The sequence below is a fragment of the Saccharothrix sp. CB00851 genome (genome assembly GCF_001905065.1).
Taxonomy (GTDB): Bacteria; Actinomycetota; Actinomycetes; order Mycobacteriales; family Pseudonocardiaceae; genus Actinosynnema.
In genome coordinates this window covers 255,451-273,462 of the sequence record NZ_LWLC01000012.1, presented here as the reverse complement: position 1 = coordinate 273,462, position 18,012 = coordinate 255,451, and the positions used below count along the sequence as shown (strand labels likewise).

Here is an 18,012-nt window from a genome sequence, read left to right as displayed (position 1 = left end):
CACATGGGGTATTTCGAGCCGGGGGACGTGGCGTTGCGCCGCGAAGTGCTGCACGGCAAGCCGTGGGCCGTGACGCCGACCAGGGTCGTCGAGGACGGCCCGGACCTGCTCGCGGTGTTCACCGTGCCGGGCGCGCGGTTCGGGTTCCCGCCGCACCACTGGCCGCACGGCCGGCAGGTCGCGGGCAACACGCACTGGCGCGGCAACGGCAAGCTCCAGCTGCACCGGCCCGGTGACGCGTACTCCGTGGACCTGTACTGGGTGGGCGAAGAACGCCGGTTCCACGGCTGGTACCTCAACCTCCAGGATCCGTTCCGCCGCACGTCGCTCGGCTTCGACACGCTCGACCACGAGTTGGACTACTGGGTGCCCGCCGAGGGCGACTGGGTGGAGAAAGACCGCGAGGAGTTCGAGGCGCAGGTAGTGCAGGGCAAGTACAGCGCCGAGCAGGCCGAGTCGATCCGCGCGACCGGCAAGGAGATCGAGGCGATGCTGACGGCCGGCACGACGTGGTGGGACCCGGAGTGGGCGTCCTGGGAGCCGGATCCGGACTGGCCGGTGCCCGTGCTGCCCGCCGGCTGGGAGGACTACCCGCTGCCGTGAAGGTCGTCCCCCTCTCGCCGCAGACCCTCGTGGCCGAGCTGGTCGGGCGGATCGACGCGTTGCCGCGCACGACGTGGGCCCGGGTGCTGGTCGACGGCGCCCTGCCCACCAAGCCGGGTGAGCTGGCGGACGCCCTGGTGGAGCCCCTGCGCGCGCTGGGACGTCCGGTGCTGCGGGTGTCGGCGTGGGACTTCCTGCGGCCCGCGTCCGTGCGGCTGGAGTACGGGCACGAGGACCCGGACTCGTTCCGCGACTCGTGGCTGGACGTGGGCGGGCTGCTGCGCGAGGTGCTGGAACCGCTCGACCCCGACGGCTCCGGACGGGTGCTGCCGGCGTTGTGGAACGCCGAGACCGACCGGGCGCACCGGGCCGACTACGTGACGCTCGGCGCCGGTGGCGTGCTGTTGCTCGACGGCACGGTGTTGCTGGACAAGTGGCTGCCCGCTGAGCTGACCGTGCACCTGTGGCTGTCGTCGGGGGCGCTGGACCGGCAGCTGTCCGACGAGTGGCGGTGGACGCGGCCCGCGTACGCCTCCTACGAGCCACAGGCCGATGTGACGGTGCGCTACGACCACCCCGCTCGGCCCGCTCTGGTGAGTACAGTGCAGTGAGGGGAGGTGAGGGCATGACCAGGCTGCGGCTGCTGTTGGCGCTGTACCTGCCTGCTCTCTACGCCCTCACCCTGCTGAGCACGCCCACCGAGGTGCTGGCCGCCGTGACGGCTGTGGCCCTGGTCGTGCTGCTGCTCACCGCCACGCCGGTGGTGCAGGCCGCGCCCGCGTGGGTGCGGTCGCTGTCGATCCGCGAGAAGTCCCTGCGCGCCGCGTTCCTGCGGTTGCGCGACCCCGACGCGGCGGGCCGTCCCCGTCCTCGAGCGCCCGGACTCGGCCTCAGCTCCTGAGGCCCGCAGTTCCCCGCTCTGAGGACGGAGTTCACCCTTGTTCCACGCCCTGGGCTCAGCCCTGGCCGCGTTCGCTACGCCCGCCCTGGCCATCGTCGCGTTCACCGTGGTCGTGCGGCTGCTCATGCACCCGCTCAGCCGTGCCGCCGTGCGCGGCGAGAAAGCCCGCGCCGCGTTGGCGCCCGAAGTCCGCAAGCTGACCGAGAAGTACGGCAAGGACCGGGTCGAGCTCCAGGAGAAGACGCTGGAGCTCTACCGGTCCAACGGCACGTCGATGCTGGCCGGGTGCCTGCCCGCGCTGGTGCAGGCGCCGTTCTTCATGGTGATGTACCGGCTGGTCACGACCCCGAACCCGCTGCTGGACGGCACGCTGCTCGGCGTGCCGCTCGGTACGTCCTGGTTCGGGACCTGGGCCCACACACCGGTGTTCCTGGCGCTGTTCGCCGTGCTCACGGCGGTCGCGTTCGCCACGTCACGCTGGCAGGCGGCCATCGCGGCGAAGACCGGTGGGCCGCAGCCGCCGTTCGCGCGGCTGCTGCGGCTCCTGCCGTTCGGGACCGTGCTGATCGCCGCCGTGCTGCCGCTGGCGGCCGGGATCTACCTCGTGACGACGACTACCTGGACCCTGCTGGAGCGAGCTTTGCTGTACCGCGTAGTTCAGCTCCCGCCTCGTGCAGGTACTTCAGCACGAAGCCGTACGAGGTGAACAGGCCGCACTCGGCGTAGGACACCGAGTGCCGCTCGCAGAAGTCGCGGACCAGCGCCTGCGCCCGGCGCAGGTGCGGTCGCGGCATGCTCGGGAACAGGTGGTGCTCGATCTGGTAGTTCAGGCCGCCGAGCAGGAAGTCGGTGAACCAGCCGCCGGTGACGTTGCGCGAGGTCAGCACCTGCTTGCGCAGGAAGTCGAGCTGGTGGCCGGCCTGCAGCACCGGCATGCCCTTGTGGTTGGGCGCGAACGAGATGCCCATGTAGACGCCGAACAGGCCTTGGTGGACCGCGATGAACACGAGCGCCTTCGCCGGGGACATCAGTAGGAACAAGGTGCCCAGGTAGACCACGACGTGCACGCTCATCAGCACCAGTTCCAGCTTCCAGCCCTTGACCTCGCGGCGGACCGCGGCGGCGGTGCTGATGACGTGCAGGCTGAAGCCTTCGAGCAGCAGCAACGGGAAGAACAGCCACGCCTGGTGCTTGACGACCCAGCGGAAGAAGCCGCGCTTGCGCTCGGCCTGCTCGGCGCTGAACGCGAGGACGGCGATGTCGACGTCCGGGTCCTCGTCCTCGTGGTTGGGGTTGGCGTGGTGGCGGGTGTGCTTGCCCATCCACCAGCCGTAGCCGACGCCGATGAGCAGGTTGCCGAGCAGCAGGCCCATGGTCTGGTTGGCCTTGTGGTCGGCGAACACCTGCCGGTGGCCGGCGTCGTGCCCGAGGAACGCGATCTGGGTGAAGACGACGGCGAGCACGGCGGCGGGCACGAGCTGCCACCACGAGTCGCCGATCAGCACCATGGAAACCCCGGTGAGGCCGAACGCGGCGAGCACGCCGACCAAGAACGTGATGTAGAAACCGATGCGCCGGTCGAGCAGACCTTGCTGCTTGACCAACCTGGACAATTCAGCGAAGTCGCTGCCGCGGGCTTGGGTGCTCACCCCCGGGAGGGTACGGCGCGCGGCGTCACCGGCTCAGCCCAGCCTGAGTTGCAACTGGGCGAACAACCGGAGCAGCGGGTCGTCGAGATCGAATCCGCCGACCTCCGCCGCACGTCGGACGCGGTACCGGAGCGTGTTCGGGTGGACGTGCAGCTTCGCGGCCGCGCTTTTCACGTCGCCGAATTCGTCCAGGTACGCCAAAAGAGAACGAGCCAGTTCCCCATCTAGCCGGCTGAGCCGCGGATCGCGGATGCGGGGGTGTTCACCCAAAAGGGCGAGCGTTTCACTGATCAACACCCGGGACCGGACGTCTTCGAGCACGGCCACCTCGGCGTCGAGGTCGCGCGACATCGCGTCGAGCACGCGGTCGGCCTCGTCGCGGGAGATCATCACCTCGTCCACCGTGGGCACCGTCGAGCCGATCGCGCCCTGCACCCGCAGGCCCATGTGCTTGCGCGCGGCGGCCACGATCTCCTTGGTCAACGTGAGCAGCGGCGCCTTCGGCGGCAGGTCGGTGAGCAGGGCGTACGTGCGCCCGCTCCGCTGGCTGACCAGGGCGCTGCGCCGGTACGCGGCGGCGTGCACGGAGATCAGGCTGGTCATCTCGGCCCGGCGCAGCTCGTGCTCGGTGCGGTCGGCGTGCTCCTGGCCGCGCAGCGCGAAGACCACGACGGCGGCGGGCTTGTCCGGGTCGGCGCCGATCTGCTCGGCGATCGCCTCGGCGTCCATCCGGCCGTCGAGCAGGGACGCGAGCAGGTTCTCCCGGAACGCGGCGGCGGGCTCGCGCTGCTGGACCAGGTGCAGGGCGGTGACGCGGGCGGCGCCGAGCAGCGCCCGTTCGGCCTGCTCGGTCAGCGGCGTGGTGCCCTCCTGCACCCAGATCGTGCCCAGTGGTTGCGCGCCCGCGTGGATGCCGACGGCGATGCGGCGGCGGATGCCCAGCTCGGGCCGTTCATCGATGCGGACGACCTCCTCACCGGAACGCAGGCGCTGGTAGACGCCCCACTCGCGGAGCATCTTGAGGTACGGCTCGGGGCCTTGGCGGCCGAGGATGGACAGCCGGCGCAGCTCGTCCACCTCGTCGGTGGAGCGCGAGTAGGCCAGCACGCGGCTGGCGGTGTCCTCGATGCTGACGATGCCGCCGGTCAGCGAGGCGATGGTCTGGGCGAGGCCGAACAGGTCGCCGAGGACTTCGCCCACGCCCGCGTCGGCCGTCAGGCGGGCGTTGTGCACGACGCCCCGGGCGAGTGATTCGAGGTGTTCCCAGCGGACCTCCGGCCGCACCGCCAGCAGCGCCACGCCCGCGTCCGCCGCCGCCTGCCGCAGCACCGGTGACGGGGTGTCCACCTTGACCGCGACGGCCACCGCTCCCCCGGCTCCGGCCGCCCTGACCAGCGGTGACGCCGAACGGCCGCGGGCACCGATGACCAGCGCGAGGTCACCGGGCCGCACGTCGGGCGTGTCGTCGGGGTCGAGGATCACCACGTCGAGGACGTCGGCCTCCAGCCCGTGCGGCGCGACCTGCACCTCGACCAGCGGATCGCCGAGCGCGATCAAGACCTGCCGCAGGCTCATCTTTTTGTCCAGTTCCACAACGAGGGGTGGCCAAGCCTAGACGTCCGGACAACGGGACGCATGGTTGGAAGTCCTACCGTTGGGACAACCCCAACCCTGTGGCGAAGGAGCTGCTTGTGGATGCCGTGACCACGGTCCCCGCACCGGTGAACGAGCCCGTCCTGAGCTACGCCCCCGGCACCCCGGAACGGGCGCAGCTGCAGGCCAAGCTGGCGGAACTGGCCAAGGAGCCCACCGAGCTGACCCTCACCATCGGCGGTGAGCAGCGGGTCGGCGGCGGCGAGCGCTTCGACGTCGTGCAGCCGCACAACCACCGCGCCGTCCTCGGCACGCTGCACGGCGCCACCCAGCAGGACACCCGTGACGCCGTCGCCGCCGCGAAGGCAGCCGCGCCCGCGTGGCGTGCGATGTCCTACGACGACCGCGCCGCGATCCTCCTACGCGCCGCCGACCTGCTCGCGACCAAGTGGCGGGCCACGCTCAACGCGGCCACCATGCTCGGCCAGTCGAAGACCGCCGTCCAGGCCGAGATCGACGCCGCCTGCGAGCTGATCGACTTCTGGCGCTTCAACGTCTCCTTCGGCCGTCAGCTGCTGGCCGAGCAGCCGCAGTCGTCCCCCGGCGTGTGGAACCGCACGGACCACCGCCCGCTGGAGGGCTTCGTCTACGCGATCACCCCGTTCAACTTCACCGCCATCGCGGGCAACCTGCCCACCGCGCCCGCCCTGATGGGCAACGTGGTGCTGTGGAAGCCGTCGCCGACGCAGAGCTTCGCCGCGCACCTGACCATGCGCCTGCTCGAAGAGGCCGGCATGCCGCCCGGCGTGATCAACCTGCTGCCCGGTGACGGCCTGGCCGTGTCCGAGGTGGCGCTGGCCGACCCGGACCTCGCGGGCATCCACTTCACCGGCTCCACCCGCACGTTCCAGCACCTGTGGGGCCAGGTGGGCGCGAACATCGCCAACTACCGCTCGTACCCGCGCGTCGTCGGCGAGACCGGCGGCAAGGACTTCGTGCTCGCGCACCCGTCGGCCGACGTGGACGTGCTGCGCACCGCGCTGGTCCGCGGCGCGTTCGAGTACCAGGGCCAGAAGTGCTCCGCCGCGTCCCGCGCGTACATCCCGCGGTCGGTGTGGAACCGGGTGAAGGACGACTTCCTGGCCGACGTCGAGTCGCTGACCATGGGTGACGTCACGGACCTGTCGAACTTCATGGGCGCGGTGATCGACCGGCGCTCGTTCGACAAGCTGAACGGCGTGCTGAAGGCCGCGCACGCGGACGACGCGTTGGAGGTCGTCGCGGGCGGCACGGCCGACGACTCCGAGGGCTTCTTCGTGCGGCCGACCGTGCTGCTGGGCACCAACCCCGAGCACGAGGTGTTCACCACCGAGTACTTCGGGCCGGTGCTGGCGGTGCACGTGTTCGAGGACTCCGACTACGACACCGTGCTCAAGCAGATGGAGAGCGCCGCACCGTACGCCCTGACCGGCGCCGTCATCGCGCAGGACCGGGCCGCCATCGCGCACGCGCAGCGGGAGCTCCGGTTCGCCGCGGGCAACTTCTACGTCAACGACAAGCCGACCGGCGCGGTCGTCGGCCAGCAGCCGTTCGGCGGCGGCCGAGCGTCGGGCACGAACGACAAGGCAGGCTCCGTGCACAACCTGCTGCGCTGGGTCAGCCCCCGTTCGATCAAGGAGACGTTCGCGGCTCCGACCTCCTACCGCTACCCGCACCAGGGGTGACCATGCTCCGCTCCGCGCTGCTCGCCGCCTCGCGCTCCGGAGCCATCCGCGAGCTGGTCGAACGCACGCCGCTGACCCGGCCGGTGGTCAAGCGCTTCATCTCCGGTGACGACGTGGACGCGGCCGTCCGCACCACCGGCGAGGTGCTGGCCGACGGCCGGTACGTCACGCTCGACCACCTCGGCGAGGACACCCGGGACGCCGAGCAGGCCACGGCCACCGTCGAGGCGTACCTGGACCTGCTGCGCCGGCTCGAACTGGCCGGGCACACCGAGCGGGCCGAGGTGTCGGTGAAGCTGTCCGCGGTGGGCCAGTTCCTGCCCGCGGACGGCGAGAAGATCGCGTTGGAGAACGCCCGCCGCATCTGCGCGGCGGCGGGCGCGGTCGGCACCACGGTGACCCTCGACATGGAGGACCACACCACGACCGACTCGACCCTGGGCATCCTGCGCGAGCTGCGGGTCGACTTCCCGTGGGTCGGCGCGGTGCTGCAGGCGTACCTGAAGCGGACCGAGCAGGACTGCCGGGACCTCGCCCACGCGGGTTCACGCGTGCGGCTGTGCAAGGGCGCGTACCAGGAGCCGGCTTCGGTGGCGTTCCAGGACAAGACCGACGTCGACCGGTCGTACGTGCGGTGCCTGAAGGTGCTGATGGCGGGCGAGGGCTACCCGATGGTCGCCTCGCACGACCCGCGGCTGGTCGCGATCGCGGGCGAGTTGGCCAAGGACCGGTCGCCGGACAGCTACGAGTACCAGATGCTGTACGGCATCCGTCCGGACGAGCAGCGCCGCATCGCCGCGGCGGGCAACCGGATGCGCGTGTACGTGCCGTACGGCGACGAGTGGTACGGCTACTTCATGCGGCGGCTGGCGGAGCGCCCGGCGAACGTGGCCTTCTTCCTGCGCTCACTGGTCACCACGGGCTAGCCCGGTCCGCTGGTGGGTGAGGTTCGCCAGGTCCACCCGGAACAGCTTCGGGTGGGCCTCGGCGAGCTCGCGGTACAGCTCGGTGGCCTCCTCCAGCGCGGCCAACGCCTCGTCGCGGTGGCCCAGCGCGGCGTGCCGCCGGCTGAGCTGGTCGAGCGCGCGGGCCAGCTGCGGCGTGCAGTCGTCGTCTTCGGCGGCGACGACCCGGCACAGCGCCACGGCTTCCTCCGACACGGCGAGGGCGTCCTCGGGCCGGCCGACCGCGAGGTAGCGCAAGCTCAAGTCCGCCAACGCGTCCGCGACCGCGGGGCGGTGTTCGGCGGGGTCCTCTTCGGCCAGTTCCCGGTACAGGGCGACCTCTTGGCGTGCCGCCGCGAGCGCTTCCTCGTGCAGTGATGCCAGGGCCGCGCGGGCGGCCAGCAGACCGTGCAGCTCGGCCCGTTCCAGCCTCTGCTCGGTCTCCCGCGCGAGGGTCCGGGTGAGGATGGCGGGCAGCGGGTCGCCGGCGAAGCGGGGGTCGTCGAAGACGCGGCGGGCGATGGTGGCGGCCGGTGCGGGCCACTCGGCGAGGATCCTCAGCGTGGCGGCGGTGGCGGTGTCCGCGAGTTCCGGGTGGGTGGTGAACAGCTCCTCGGCGCGGCGGCGGGCGTGCGGCAGGCGTGCGGCGGCGCGGAGCAGGGTCTCCAGGGCCTCGGGGGTGCGGTCGGGGGTGATCCGATCGTCCAGCAGCGCGGCGGCCAGGACGTCCTCCGCGAGCCGGCCGTGCACCGGGTCGGTGGGGATCAGCCAGTGGGCGGGTGGGCCGCACACCGCGATCAGCGCCGCCAGGTGCAGGTCGTGCAACGTCGGCGCGTCCGGTGCGGCCACGGTCGGGAGCGGGAGGCCCAGGGCGTAGGCGAAGTGGGCGCAGGCGGTGGCGAAGGACGTCTCGTGCTCGTCCGGGCACGGCTCGACGGCGAGGTCCGCGGTGCGGTAGCCGAGGCGCGCGGCGCGTTGGCTGATCGAGGACCACCACCAGCCGGTGGTCCGGGCGACCAGCAGCACGCGGGGTTGCCGCAGGTCGAGCCGGGGGACGAGGTCGGCGTCGTCCACGAGCACGACGTCCGAGCCGGCCGCGAACTGCCGGGCCAACCGCGTCTTGCCGACGCCCGCCGGGCCGTGCAGGAGCAGCACCGAGGCCGCCGCGTCACCGTCACGCCACCGCTCCAGTTCAGCCAGCTCTTCCACGCGCCCGTGGAACGACACCACTTCGTACCGCGGGTCCAGCAGCTCACCGGGCGACAGTGTGCGGTTCACCGGCACATCGTGCTCCCAGCTCTCCGCCACGATCGGGCGACCGGCCACCACACCCCCGCGAGGTCGCCCGCGACGCCGAAGGCGGCGCAGTCCAACACTGTCGGTGCTGTCCTACACAATCGAGGCATGCTCATCGCCCTGGTGCCGGAAGGGGAGAACGCGGGTCGGTTCCGCGTGCTCTCCGATGCCGGGGTGCCCGAGGGACCCGTGGTGGCGACGGCGGACCTGGCGGCGGCGGTGTCCGAATTGGAGGATCGGCACAGACCCAGGTGGCTGTGGGCGGAGACGGCGGAGGTCTACCCCGACCTGCTGGCGCGCGGGGTGCGGGTGGAGCGGTGCCAGGACTTGGCGCACGTCGAGTACCTGTTGCTGGCCTACCAGGGGCGGCACGGTGAGCCGCGTGGGCTGGGTGCGGCGCTCGCCCGGCTGCGCGGGCTGCCCGTGCCGGACGACCACGGGCCGCGCAAGCGCGACACCCAGCCGACCCTGTTCGAGCCCGAGCAGCAACCGCTGCCCGGTGACGCCGACCCGCTCGACGCGGTGGTCGAGGTGCACGCCGAGCAGCAGCGGCTGGCCGCCACGCTCCCGCACGCCGACCGGCTGCGACTGTTGTTCGCGGCCGAGTCCGCCAGCGCGTTGGCCGCCGCCGAGATGACGCACTTCGGCCTGCCCTGGCGGGCCGACGTGCACGACCAGTTGTTGGTGGACACGCTGGGCCCGCGTCCGGCCAACGGCGCACGCCCGGCACGGCTGGCCGAGTTGGCCGACCGGATCACGGCGGCGCTCGGCGGCAAGCAGGTCAACCCGGACCACCCGCCGGGGATCGTGCGCGCGTTCGCCCGGGAGGGCATCGACATCCCGTCGGCGCGTGCCTGGGTGCTCAAGGGCGTGGACCACCCGGCCGTGCAGCCGCTGCTGGAGTACAAGGAACTGGCCAGGCTGTGGGTGGCGCACGGCTGGTCGTGGCTGGACGCGTGGGTCGCGGACGGGAGGTTCCGGCCGGACTACGTGGTGGGCGGCGTGGTGTCCGGGCGGTGGGCGACGCGGGGCGGTGCGGCGTTGCAGTTCCCGCGCATGCTGCGCACGGCGGTGCGGGCCGACCCGGGGTGGAAGCTGGTGGCGGCGGACGCGGCGCAACTGGAGCCGCGGGTGCTGGCGGCGTTGTCGAACGACCACAAGTTCACCGAGGTGTCGTCGGACGACGACCTCTACACGTCGTTGGCAGCGGAGGCGTTCGACGGCGACCGGGGCAAGGCGAAGCTCGCCATGCTGTCCGCGATGTACGGCGGCACGGGTGGCAACGCCGGTCCCGCGATGGCCGTGCTGCGCCGCCGTTTCCCGGAGGCCGTCGGGTACGTGGAGGCCGCCGCGCTGGCGGGCGAGCAGGGTCGGGTGGTGCGCTCGCGGTTGGGCCGCACGAGCCCGCCGCCGTCGGACGCGTGGCGCGCCATGACCGGCAGCACCGACGACGGCGAGGACGCGTTGCGCCAGTCGCGGCGGGCCGCTCGGGACTGGGGCCGGTTCACCCGCAACTTCGTGGTGCAGGCCAGCGCGGCGGACTGGACGGCGGCGCTGCTCGGCGTGCTGCGGCGGCGGCTGCACCAGTCGGCCCGGGGCGCGCACCTGGTGTTCTTCCAGCACGACGAGGTGCTGGTGCACTGCCCGGCGGAGCTGGCCGAGGTGGTGTGCGCGGAGGTGACGGCGGCGGGCGAGGAGGCGTCCCGGCTGGTGTTCGGCGCGACACCGGTGCGGTTTCCGCTCAAGGCCGTGGCGGTGGACTCCTACGCCGACGCCAAGTAGCGGCCATTGGGCCGTTCGGCGCTTGAACGATCACTGTGAGAGCGCTCTCATGAAGTGGTCGTGCCTTGTGACAAGGAGGTCACCGCTCATGGAGTTCAGCCGGAGCAGACGACGACGGGTCATCGCGACCGCTGCCGCCCTGATCACCGCCGTGCCGCTGGCGGTCCTCGCCACGATGTCGGCCAACGCCTCCGTGCCGTCCACCCCACCGGGCTGGACGCTGCAGTGGAGCGACGACTTCAACGGCGCCGCGAACACGCTGCCGTCGTCCTCGAACTGGATCTTCGACCTCGGCCACGGCTACCCGGGCGGCCCCGCCAACTGGGGCACCGGCGAGATCCAGAACTACACCAACAGCACGAACAACATCAAGCTGGACGGCTCGGGCAACCTGCGCATCACCGCGCTGCGCGACGGCGCGGGCAACTGGACGTCGGCCCGCATCGAGACCCAGCGGGCGAACTTCAAGCCGCCGGCGGGCGGCAAGCTCGCCATCGAGGGCCGCATCCAGATGCCCAACGTCACCGGCCAGGCCGCGCTCGGCTACTGGCCCGCGTTCTGGGCGCTCGGCTCGCCGTACCGGGGCAACTACTGGAACTGGCCCGCCATCGGCGAGTTCGACGTCATGGAGAACGTCAACGGCATCAACGCCGTGTGGGGCGTGCTGCACTGCGGCGTGAACCCCGGCGGGCCGTGCAACGAGACCAACGGCCTCGGCGCCAGCCGCGCGTGCCCCGGCTCGACGTGCCAGTCGGCGTTCCACACCTACCGGTTCGAGTGGGACGACAGCTCCTCACCCAAGGCGTTGCGCTGGTACGTCGACGGCCAGCAGTTCCACAGCGTCACCCAGAACCAGATGGACGCGACCATGTGGAACAACATGACCAGCCACGCGGGCTACTTCCTGCTGCTGAACCTGGCCATCGGCGGCGCGTTCCCCAACGGCGTCGCGGGCCACGCCACGCCCACGTCCGCGACGGTGCCCGGTCACTCGATGCTGGTGGACTACGTCGCCGTGTGGACGGCGGGAGGCGGCACGCAGCCGACGACCACGACCACCCAGCCCGATGGCAGCGGCTGGGACGCGTTCGCCGACATCCAGGCCGAGCAGGCGACGTCCCGGTCCGGCGGGTCGATCGTGTCGGGTGACGGCGGTCAGGCGGTGGCGCAGTTGGCCAACGGCAACTCGCTGCGGTTCTCCGGCGTCAGGTTCGGCTCGCGCACGGCCACGCAGTTCGTCGGCCGGGTCGCATCCGGCGCGTCCGGCGGGGTGAGCGGCCTGGTGGAGGTGCGGCTGGACAGCCCGACCGCGGCACCCATCGGCAGCTTCGCCATCGCCAACACCGGCGGCTGGCAGAGCTGGCGCACGGTGCCCGCGAACATCTCCGGCGTCACCGGCACGCACGACGTCTACATCACGTTCACCAGCGGCCAGCCCGCGCCTTACGTGAGCGTGAACTGGATCCGTTTCGGCACGTGAGTGCTCGTGGCGGGCCGCGCGACCCTCCTTCCGCGCGGCCCGCCACTACCATCGTCGGCGTGTACGCGGAACGCCCGTTCCCCGGTCTGGCCTGCGTGTGGCAGCGGACCACGTCGTCGGCCGCCGTGGGGCGGGTCGTGCCGGACGGGTGCACCGACATCATCTACTCGACCGCCACCGGGCAGGTGCACGTGGCCGGACCGGACACGGTCGGGCACGTGACGTCCATGGCGCCCGGGACGTTGTTCGGCGTGCGGTTCGGTCCCGGCGTGGGGCCCTCGGCGTTCGGCCTGCCTGCGGTGGAGCTGCGTGACCAGCGCGTTCCGCTGTCGGAGCTGTGGGGGCCGTCGGCCCGGCTGGAGGACGCGCTGGGTGCGGCGTCGGACCCGTGCTCGGTGTTGGCGGCGGCGGCGCTGGCACGGCTGCGGGAGACGCCGCCGGACCCTTCGGTGGGCGCCATCGCGTCGTTCTCGGGCAACGTCGGCGACCTGGCGTGGACGCTGGGCCTGAGCACCCGGCAACTGCACCGGCGCAGCCTGGCCGCGTTCGGCTACGGGCCCAAGGTGCTGCACCGCGTGCTGCGGTTCGACCGGGCGGTCAAGCTGGCGTGGGCGGGCGTGCCGTTCGCCGACATCGCCCACCGCACCGGGTACTCCGACCAGGCACACCTGGCGCGCGAGGTGCGCGACCTGGCGGGCGTGCCGCTGGGTCAGCTGATCCGGTCGTAGGCGCGCAGCGTCAGCAACGCCTCGATGGTCACCACGGGACGCCACTCGAAGGTCGTCACCGGGGTCCACGCGGGCCACGGGAACGTCCACCCGCCGTCGTCCCGCTGCCCCGCCGCCAAGGCGTCGAGGTCCGCGTCGATCTCGTCGTCACCGAACCACTTCCGGGCCAGGCAGTCCGGCGTCGGCGCGTAGTGGTGCGGCTTGTGCGTCTCCCCCGCCGCATACCCCTCGTGCGCCTGCCCGTCGCCCAGGTCCACCAGCCCTTGCTCGCGCACCAACGCACCCAACCGCTCCGCCTCCCGTTCCGCCTTCGGCCGGTCGGGCACGTGGTCGAGGAAGCGGGCGCAGGCTCCTGCCTCGTAGGGGTGCGTCTTGGCCAGGTCGGCGATGCGCCGCCAGCAGAACGCGGTGGCACCGTCCAGCCAGGCGTGCTCGACACCCATCTTGTGCAGGACGCTCGCCAACAGACCCGTGACCAGCAGGTCGGAGTCGCCGGACGGCTGCCACCACGGCGCCCGCAGACCGTCGTGCCCGGTGTCCAGGCAGTTCGGCACCCCACCGTCGGTGTTGGTGATCGTGGTGAGGAAGTCGCACGCCGACTTCGCGTACTCGGTGTCGCCGACCTCTTCCAGCAGCGACAACGCCGTGTAGGTGTGCAACGGCTGGCTGTCCGGCCCACGTCCGTCCGGCTCCAAGGCGTGCCCGAAGCCGCCGTCGTCGTTGCGGTACCCCAACACAGCGGTCACCACGGCGTCCCCCGCCCCACCGTCGAAGAGGTACCGGAACCGCCGCTACTCGAGGACGCGCGCGTTGAGCCACATGAAGTAACGAGCTGCTTCGATCATGCCCCCGACGGTAGGCCTGTCCGCACTACTGCGTCTTGAACAAATCGGACGTCCATCACCCACCAGGAGTAACCTCTGCGATCACCCCCAGAGGGGCGAAGGCCCTGTGCCATCATCACTTCGGGTGGTTCAGGGGTGAGGGGAGCACGACGATGTTGGACGCCGGAGGCGGCGGGGGCGTCAAGCGGATCGGGTTCATGGCCGACACCGTGTCCGCCGGACCAGCGGGTTCAGGGCTAACGGCGAGCCAGACCCAGTTCAGCGTCGACCCGGAGCAGGCGCAGAAGCTGATCGACGGCCTGGTCGAGGCACGTGACAAGCTTCAAGTGCTCGTCAGGGAGGCCGAACGGCTATCGGCCGTCCAGTCACCCGGCAAGGACCCTTACAGCGGCTTTGCCACATTGGCCATCCGCCGATCCGCCGGAGCAGAAGAGGGCGGGTACCTGTGGGCGAACAAGCAAGCCTATAAGGCACTGACCAACACCATTCTGAACGTCCAAGCGGCCCTGGAGTCCTACAAGAACCAGGACCAGGAAACCGCAGACGCCTTCAAGGGCGAGGGGAATCTGTCGTGAGGCGAGCAGTACTGGCAGTCATCTCCGCAGTCGCGGTTCTCTCGGCCTGCACGTCGGTAGGCGGCGACCCGACTCCCGTTACGACGACCTCCGACGCCGCCGGCACCTCGCCGTCCAAACCGGATGACAGCGGAATGCCGCCCATCACCGAGCCCGAGCTGGATCTGTCCAGTTTCTCGGTGTGCGACCTGCTCAAGGCCGACCAGCTGGCCGAACTCGACGTCGCCGAGCCCGGCAAGGCGGAGGACACGTCCACTGGCCCGACGTGCGCGTGGCGCCCCAAGGATCGTGTGCTCGGCACAAGCTTCAGCGCCACGATCCTCGAGGGCACCGACGGTATCGAGGGCTTCTACCGGAACCGCCTCGCCGAGTTCGAGGCCATCGAGATCGCGAACTACCCGGCGTTCAACGGCAGTGGCACAGACCTCAAGAGCGGCTCCTGCACCACCGGTGTCGGCGTGGCCGAGGGCCAGGGCTTCGTCGTCCAGGTCAACGTGAACGACGAGAAACTGCCTGAGTACACCAAGCCTTGCTCCGTCTCCGGCGACATAGCGGAGACGATCGTCGGAAACCTGAAGGGGTAGGGACATGGCCGGCGATGTGGACATGGACCTGGGGGGCTTCGTACTCCTTCAGATGGGGATAGGCGCCGACAAGATCTACGGTTGGTTCCACGAAGGCAAGGGGCCGGAGCAGACCACCGACTCCGGCAACGAAGGCTGGAGCAACATCGCACGTGGCCAGACCGAGGTCAGCGACTTGATCAACCAGGCCGTCCGGGCTTCCGGTGCGGCGTGGGAAGGTGCGGCCGGTGATCAGGCGCGAGCCTCCACCACGCCGCTGGCCAGTTGGTCCGACACGGCCAGCACCAGCGCGGACACGGCGGGCGAGAGCACGGCCGAGATCAGCCGGGCGTTCCGGCAGGCCAAGGACAGCCTGCAGAAGCCCGTCGACGTGCCGGACAAGCCCTGGTACAACGGCGTGGTCCCCTGGGACACCGACTACGACGACGCGGTCGAGCAGAGCCAGCAGGTCAACTCGCACAACGTCGCCGTGCTCAGCTCCTACGGCGAGACGGCGAACTCCGCCACCGCGAGCATGCCGACGTTCCAGTCGCCCGACGAGATCGGGGCGAACGTCGAGCAGGAGAAGATCGAGATCCCGCCGCCCAAGCCCGGCAAGGGCGAGTACGACCGCACGGGCACCGGGGACGGTGACGGCACGGGTGACAGCAGCACGGGCACGACGAACCCGTCGTGGACCGACCCCACCATCCCGGGGCCCGGTGGCACGGGCGGTGACAACACGACCCGGCCGCAAGGGATCAACCCCGACACCAACCGGCCCCAGCCCGACATCGGTTACCGGCCGCCGGAGCTTCCGAAGGACCCGCGTCAGCCGTACGACCCGCGGTTGCCCTATGACCCGCGGTTGCCGTACGACCCGCGCAACCCGAACGACCCGCGCAACCCCAACAACCCGCGTAACCGGCCGCCGACGACGCCGCCAGGCGTGCCGCGCGTCCCCACCGGTCCCGGCGTTCCCGGCGGCGGGGGCGGCAGCCGTGGGGGCGGCGGTGGCGGTGGTGGTGGCGGCATCGGTGCCGGTCGGATTCCCGGCCTGGGCGGCCCCGGCGGCATGGGCCCGGGTGGGTTCGGGCCCGGCGGCATGTCCGGTGCCCTGGGTCCCGGTGAGGGCCGTGGTGGCTTCGGTCCCGGCGGCGCGGGCGGGTTCGGGCCCGGTGGTGCGGCCGGCGGGCGTGGTGGGCCCGGTGCGGCCGGTATGGGTGCGGCGGGCATGGGTGCCGGTGGCGCCCGCGGTCAGGGTGACGAGGACACGGAGCACAAGGCCGCGTCGTACCTGCAGGAGACCGAGGACGTCTTCGGCGACGGCACGATGGTGGCCCCACCGGTCATCGGTGAATAGCGGGAACAGGGGGGAAAGTGCTGCGCACCAGGGTGGCCATCCCGGTCGTCGCGCTCTACAACGCCTGGCAGGCCGAAGGTCTGCCGACGCTGCACAACGCGCTGCTGGCCCAGGTCGACTTCGACGGCGACCAGCTCGCCGAGGGTGACGTCACGGTGCTGGCCGACCTCGCCCGTCGCGGTTGGGCCGAGCTGGAACGGCTCGGCCTGGCCCGCGGCAGGCAGGTGCACGCCGACCTGAGCCGGGCGCTGCGCCTGATCGCGGACGCGAGCGTCGAGTACTACGCGTTCTTCAACCAGGGCGACGACGAGACGCGCACCGCCCTGGTGGTGCAGTCGAGTGACGACGCGCTGCGCGTGGTGCTGCGGGCGGACAAGCACTTCGTGCTGGAGCCGGTCCGGGTCGAAGACGTGGTGCAGTCCCTGGTGTCCGCGCTGCCGGAGGCCAAGCCGGGGCGCGGCGGGGTGATCTCGCTGCCCGCGGACGCGTTGAGCGACAAGCCCCGCAGGCACGACGAGGACGGTGGGTCGTTCCTGCAGGCCAGCAGGCCGACCGGGGCGCACGTGGCCGAGGCGCAGCAGGTGCGCAAGCTGCTCGCCGAGCAGCGCACCGGCGGCGGCCAGCTGTACGCCGCACGACGTGACCGGTTCGGCCGCAAGCAGCGGTGCGCGGCGCCGTTGACGTACTTCGACACGATCACCGGCCGCTACCTGTCGGCGAAGACGACCGGCGGCGACGGCACGCCGTGGATCACCGTGCAGCCGGCCGACTTCACCACGTTGCAGAACCGGTTGCGGCAGCTCAGCGCCGACGCAGCGCCTCGCGGTTGAGCTCGGCCGGGCTGCGGTGCCCGGACAGGCCGAGGGTCAGGTCGAAGTCGGCGAGCAGGCTGCGCAGCACGTGCCGGACGCCGACCTGACCACCGTGCGCCAGGCCGTAGGCGAACGGACGGCCGACGAGCACGGCCTTCGCGCCCAGCGCCAGCGCCTTGACGATGTCCGCGCCGCTGCGGATGCCGGAGTCGAACAGCACGTCGACCCGCTCGCCGACCGCGTCGGCGATCTCCGGCAGCACCTCCAGCGACCCGACCGCGCCGTCCACCTGCCGTCCGCCGTGGTTGGACACGACGATCCCGTCCACCCCCGCGTCCACGGCCTTGCGCGCGTCGTCCACGTGCTGGATGCCCTTGAGCACGATCGGCCCGTCCCAGTGCTCGCGCAGGATCGACAACTGGTCCCACGACTTGTCGGTGCCGGTGAACAGCTGCACCCACCGCAAAATTGCCATCGGCAGGTCCTCTTCGGGTGACGCGGCGAGCCCGGCCCGGAACGCCGGGTCGGAGAACGGGATCGCCGTCCCGACACCGCGCAGGAACGGCAGGTAGGACTGGTCGAGGTCGTGCGGCCGCCACGCCAGCGTCCACGTGTCGAGCGTGACGACGAGGACCCGGTACCCGGCCTTGCGCGCCCGGTCCAGGATGCTCGCCGCCACGTCCGGGTCGTTGGGCCAGTAGAGCTGGAACCACCGTGCCGTGTCACCAGCCGCCTCCGCGACCTCCTCGATCGTGTGCGAGGACGCCGTCGACAGCACGAACGGCACACCCAGCTCCGCCGCCGCGCGGGCGGTCGCCAGCTCACCGTCCGGGTGCAGGATCGACTGCACGCCGACCGGCGCCAGCAACACCGGCGCGGGCATCTCGGTGCCCAGCAACGACGTCCCGAGGTGCCGCTCGGTGGCGTTGGTGAGCATCCGCGGCACGATCCGCCAGTCGTCGAACGCCTCCCGGTTCGCCCGGGCCGTGTGCCCTCCACCAGCCGCACCCGCCACGTACCAGAACGGCCCGGGCCCGAGCCGTTCCCGGGCGGACGCCTCCAGCGCTTCGGGATCGGTGGTGAACGGCGGCACGTTCCCCGCCAGGCCTTGCAGGTAGATCTCGTTCTGGTACGCGGCGAATGCGGTCATGGGG

18 protein-coding genes are annotated in these 18,012 nt (G+C 71.5%); 13 read left to right on the top strand and 5 right to left on the bottom strand.

Annotated features, from left to right (window positions below):
- The first annotated feature begins 3 nt into the window (after window positions 1-3).
- Genes A6A25_RS13970 through A6A25_RS13955 form a run of 4 tightly spaced genes read left to right on the top strand, consistent with a single transcriptional unit; the run spans window position 4 to window position 2,210 of the window.
- Window positions 4-603 carry a DUF402 domain-containing protein gene (locus A6A25_RS13970; protein ID WP_073889321.1) on the top strand — a complete coding sequence of 200 codons (600 nt, stop codon included), beginning with the start codon at window positions 4-6 and terminating at the stop codon, window positions 601-603.
- Window positions 600-1,214: a uridine kinase gene (locus A6A25_RS13965; RefSeq protein WP_198932689.1), complete on the top strand. Its 615-nt coding sequence runs from the start codon at window positions 600-602 to the stop codon at window positions 1,212-1,214. Before A6A25_RS13970 ends, A6A25_RS13965 begins: the two co-directional genes overlap by 4 nt.
- Before the next feature lie 14 nt (window positions 1,215-1,228).
- Entirely contained in the window at window positions 1,229-1,504 is a 276-nt protein-coding gene (locus A6A25_RS13960) for a DUF6412 domain-containing protein (protein WP_073889318.1), read from the top strand.
- 37 nt (window positions 1,505-1,541) lie between these two features.
- Window positions 1,542-2,210, top strand: a complete 669-nt coding sequence (locus A6A25_RS13955; RefSeq protein WP_073889316.1) for a YidC/Oxa1 family membrane protein insertase — start codon at window positions 1,542-1,544, stop codon at window positions 2,208-2,210.
- Here A6A25_RS13955 and A6A25_RS13950 read toward each other — a convergent pair.
- Together A6A25_RS13950 and A6A25_RS13945 are read right to left on the bottom strand one after the other, a co-directional pair.
- Window positions 2,119-3,153, bottom strand: a complete 1,035-nt coding sequence (locus A6A25_RS13950; RefSeq protein ID WP_073889313.1) for a fatty acid desaturase family protein — start codon at window positions 3,151-3,153, stop codon at window positions 2,119-2,121. The two genes, A6A25_RS13955 and A6A25_RS13950, sit on opposite strands and share 92 nt — an antisense overlap.
- A 33-nt stretch (window positions 3,154-3,186) precedes the next feature.
- Window positions 3,187-4,728: a PucR family transcriptional regulator gene (locus A6A25_RS13945; protein ID WP_073890007.1), complete on the bottom strand. Its 1,542-nt coding sequence runs from the start codon at window positions 4,726-4,728 to the stop codon at window positions 3,187-3,189.
- Between the two features lie 116 nt (window positions 4,729-4,844).
- On the opposite strand from A6A25_RS13945, the gene pruA reads away from it, so the two are divergent.
- Together pruA and A6A25_RS13935 are read left to right on the top strand one after the other, a co-directional pair.
- On the top strand, window positions 4,845-6,470 hold the full coding sequence (gene pruA, locus A6A25_RS13940) for an L-glutamate gamma-semialdehyde dehydrogenase (RefSeq protein WP_073890003.1): 1,626 nt from the start codon (window positions 4,845-4,847) through the stop codon (window positions 6,468-6,470).
- A gap of 2 nt (window positions 6,471-6,472) precedes the next feature.
- Window positions 6,473-7,396 carry a proline dehydrogenase family protein gene (locus tag A6A25_RS13935; protein WP_073889310.1) on the top strand — a complete coding sequence of 308 codons (924 nt, stop codon included), beginning with the start codon at window positions 6,473-6,475 and terminating at the stop codon, window positions 7,394-7,396.
- Here the strand turns inward: A6A25_RS13935 and A6A25_RS42940 are convergent.
- Window positions 7,376-8,692 (bottom strand): tetratricopeptide repeat protein, encoded by a 1,317-nt coding sequence (locus tag A6A25_RS42940; RefSeq protein WP_143193142.1) that lies wholly within the window; start codon window positions 8,690-8,692, stop codon window positions 7,376-7,378. The genes A6A25_RS13935 and A6A25_RS42940 overlap by 21 nt on opposite strands.
- 126 nt (window positions 8,693-8,818) lie before the next feature.
- Between A6A25_RS42940 and A6A25_RS13925 the strand changes: the two genes are divergently transcribed.
- From A6A25_RS13925 to A6A25_RS13915, 3 genes are all read left to right on the top strand, one after another.
- On the top strand, window positions 8,819-10,492 hold the full coding sequence (locus tag A6A25_RS13925) for a bifunctional 3'-5' exonuclease/DNA polymerase (protein ID WP_073889303.1): 1,674 nt from the start codon (window positions 8,819-8,821) through the stop codon (window positions 10,490-10,492).
- Window positions 10,493-10,580: 88 nt separating this feature from the next.
- Window positions 10,581-11,972: a carbohydrate-binding protein gene (locus tag A6A25_RS13920; RefSeq protein ID WP_073889299.1), complete on the top strand. Its 1,392-nt coding sequence runs from the start codon at window positions 10,581-10,583 to the stop codon at window positions 11,970-11,972.
- Between the two features lie 59 nt (window positions 11,973-12,031).
- Entirely contained in the window at window positions 12,032-12,700 is a 669-nt protein-coding gene (locus tag A6A25_RS13915) for a helix-turn-helix domain-containing protein (RefSeq protein WP_073889296.1), read from the top strand.
- Here the strand turns inward: A6A25_RS13915 and A6A25_RS13910 are convergent.
- Window positions 12,682-13,446, bottom strand: a complete 765-nt coding sequence (locus A6A25_RS13910) for a hypothetical protein (protein ID WP_241828663.1) — start codon at window positions 13,444-13,446, stop codon at window positions 12,682-12,684. The genes A6A25_RS13915 and A6A25_RS13910 overlap by 19 nt on opposite strands.
- A gap of 251 nt (window positions 13,447-13,697) precedes the next feature.
- Here A6A25_RS13910 and A6A25_RS13905 point away from each other — a divergent pair, with 251 nt between their 5' ends.
- Genes A6A25_RS13905 through A6A25_RS13890 form a run of 4 tightly spaced genes read left to right on the top strand, consistent with a single transcriptional unit; the run spans window position 13,698 to window position 16,876 of the window.
- On the top strand, window positions 13,698-14,120 hold the full coding sequence (locus tag A6A25_RS13905; RefSeq protein WP_073889292.1) for a hypothetical protein: 423 nt from the start codon (window positions 13,698-13,700) through the stop codon (window positions 14,118-14,120).
- On the top strand, window positions 14,117-14,704 hold the full coding sequence (locus A6A25_RS13900; protein ID WP_073889289.1) for a DUF3558 domain-containing protein: 588 nt from the start codon (window positions 14,117-14,119) through the stop codon (window positions 14,702-14,704). The genes A6A25_RS13905 and A6A25_RS13900 overlap by 4 nt, the downstream gene beginning before the upstream one ends.
- Before the next feature lie 52 nt (window positions 14,705-14,756).
- Window positions 14,757-16,046: a hypothetical protein gene (locus tag A6A25_RS13895; protein ID WP_143193141.1), complete on the top strand. Its 1,290-nt coding sequence runs from the start codon at window positions 14,757-14,759 to the stop codon at window positions 16,044-16,046.
- 17 nt (window positions 16,047-16,063) lie between these two features.
- A complete protein-coding gene (locus A6A25_RS13890) occupies window positions 16,064-16,876 on the top strand; it encodes an ESX secretion-associated protein EspG (RefSeq protein ID WP_073889283.1) in 813 nt (270 codons plus the stop codon).
- Here A6A25_RS13890 and A6A25_RS13885 read toward each other — a convergent pair.
- Entirely contained in the window at window positions 16,848-18,008 is a 1,161-nt protein-coding gene (locus A6A25_RS13885) for a lactate 2-monooxygenase (protein ID WP_073889280.1), read from the bottom strand. The genes A6A25_RS13890 and A6A25_RS13885 overlap by 29 nt on opposite strands.
- Window positions 18,009-18,012: the final 4 nt, after the last annotated feature.

What these genes read in the sequence shown, in the direction of transcription:
- A6A25_RS13970 (WP_073889321.1), top strand. Translation starts at nt 4, where the DNA reads ATGGGGTATTTCGAGCCGGGGGACGTGGCGTTGCGCCGCGAAGTGCTG.
- A6A25_RS13960 (WP_073889318.1), top strand. Translation starts at nt 1,229, where the DNA reads ATGACCAGGCTGCGGCTGCTGTTGGCGCTGTACCTGCCTGCTCTCTAC.
- A6A25_RS13945 (WP_073890007.1), bottom strand. Translation starts at nt 4,728, where the DNA reads ATGAGCCTGCGGCAGGTCTTGATCGCGCTCGGCGATCCGCTGGTCGAG.
- A6A25_RS13935 (WP_073889310.1), top strand. Translation starts at nt 6,473, where the DNA reads ATGCTCCGCTCCGCGCTGCTCGCCGCCTCGCGCTCCGGAGCCATCCGC.
- A6A25_RS13925 (WP_073889303.1), top strand. Translation starts at nt 8,819, where the DNA reads ATGCTCATCGCCCTGGTGCCGGAAGGGGAGAACGCGGGTCGGTTCCGC.
- A6A25_RS13920 (WP_073889299.1), top strand. Translation starts at nt 10,581, where the DNA reads ATGGAGTTCAGCCGGAGCAGACGACGACGGGTCATCGCGACCGCTGCC.
- A6A25_RS13905 (WP_073889292.1), top strand. Translation starts at nt 13,698, where the DNA reads ATGTTGGACGCCGGAGGCGGCGGGGGCGTCAAGCGGATCGGGTTCATG.
- A6A25_RS13895 (WP_143193141.1), top strand. Translation starts at nt 14,757, where the DNA reads ATGGGGATAGGCGCCGACAAGATCTACGGTTGGTTCCACGAAGGCAAG.
- A6A25_RS13885 (WP_073889280.1), bottom strand. Translation starts at nt 18,008, where the DNA reads ATGACCGCATTCGCCGCGTACCAGAACGAGATCTACCTGCAAGGCCTG.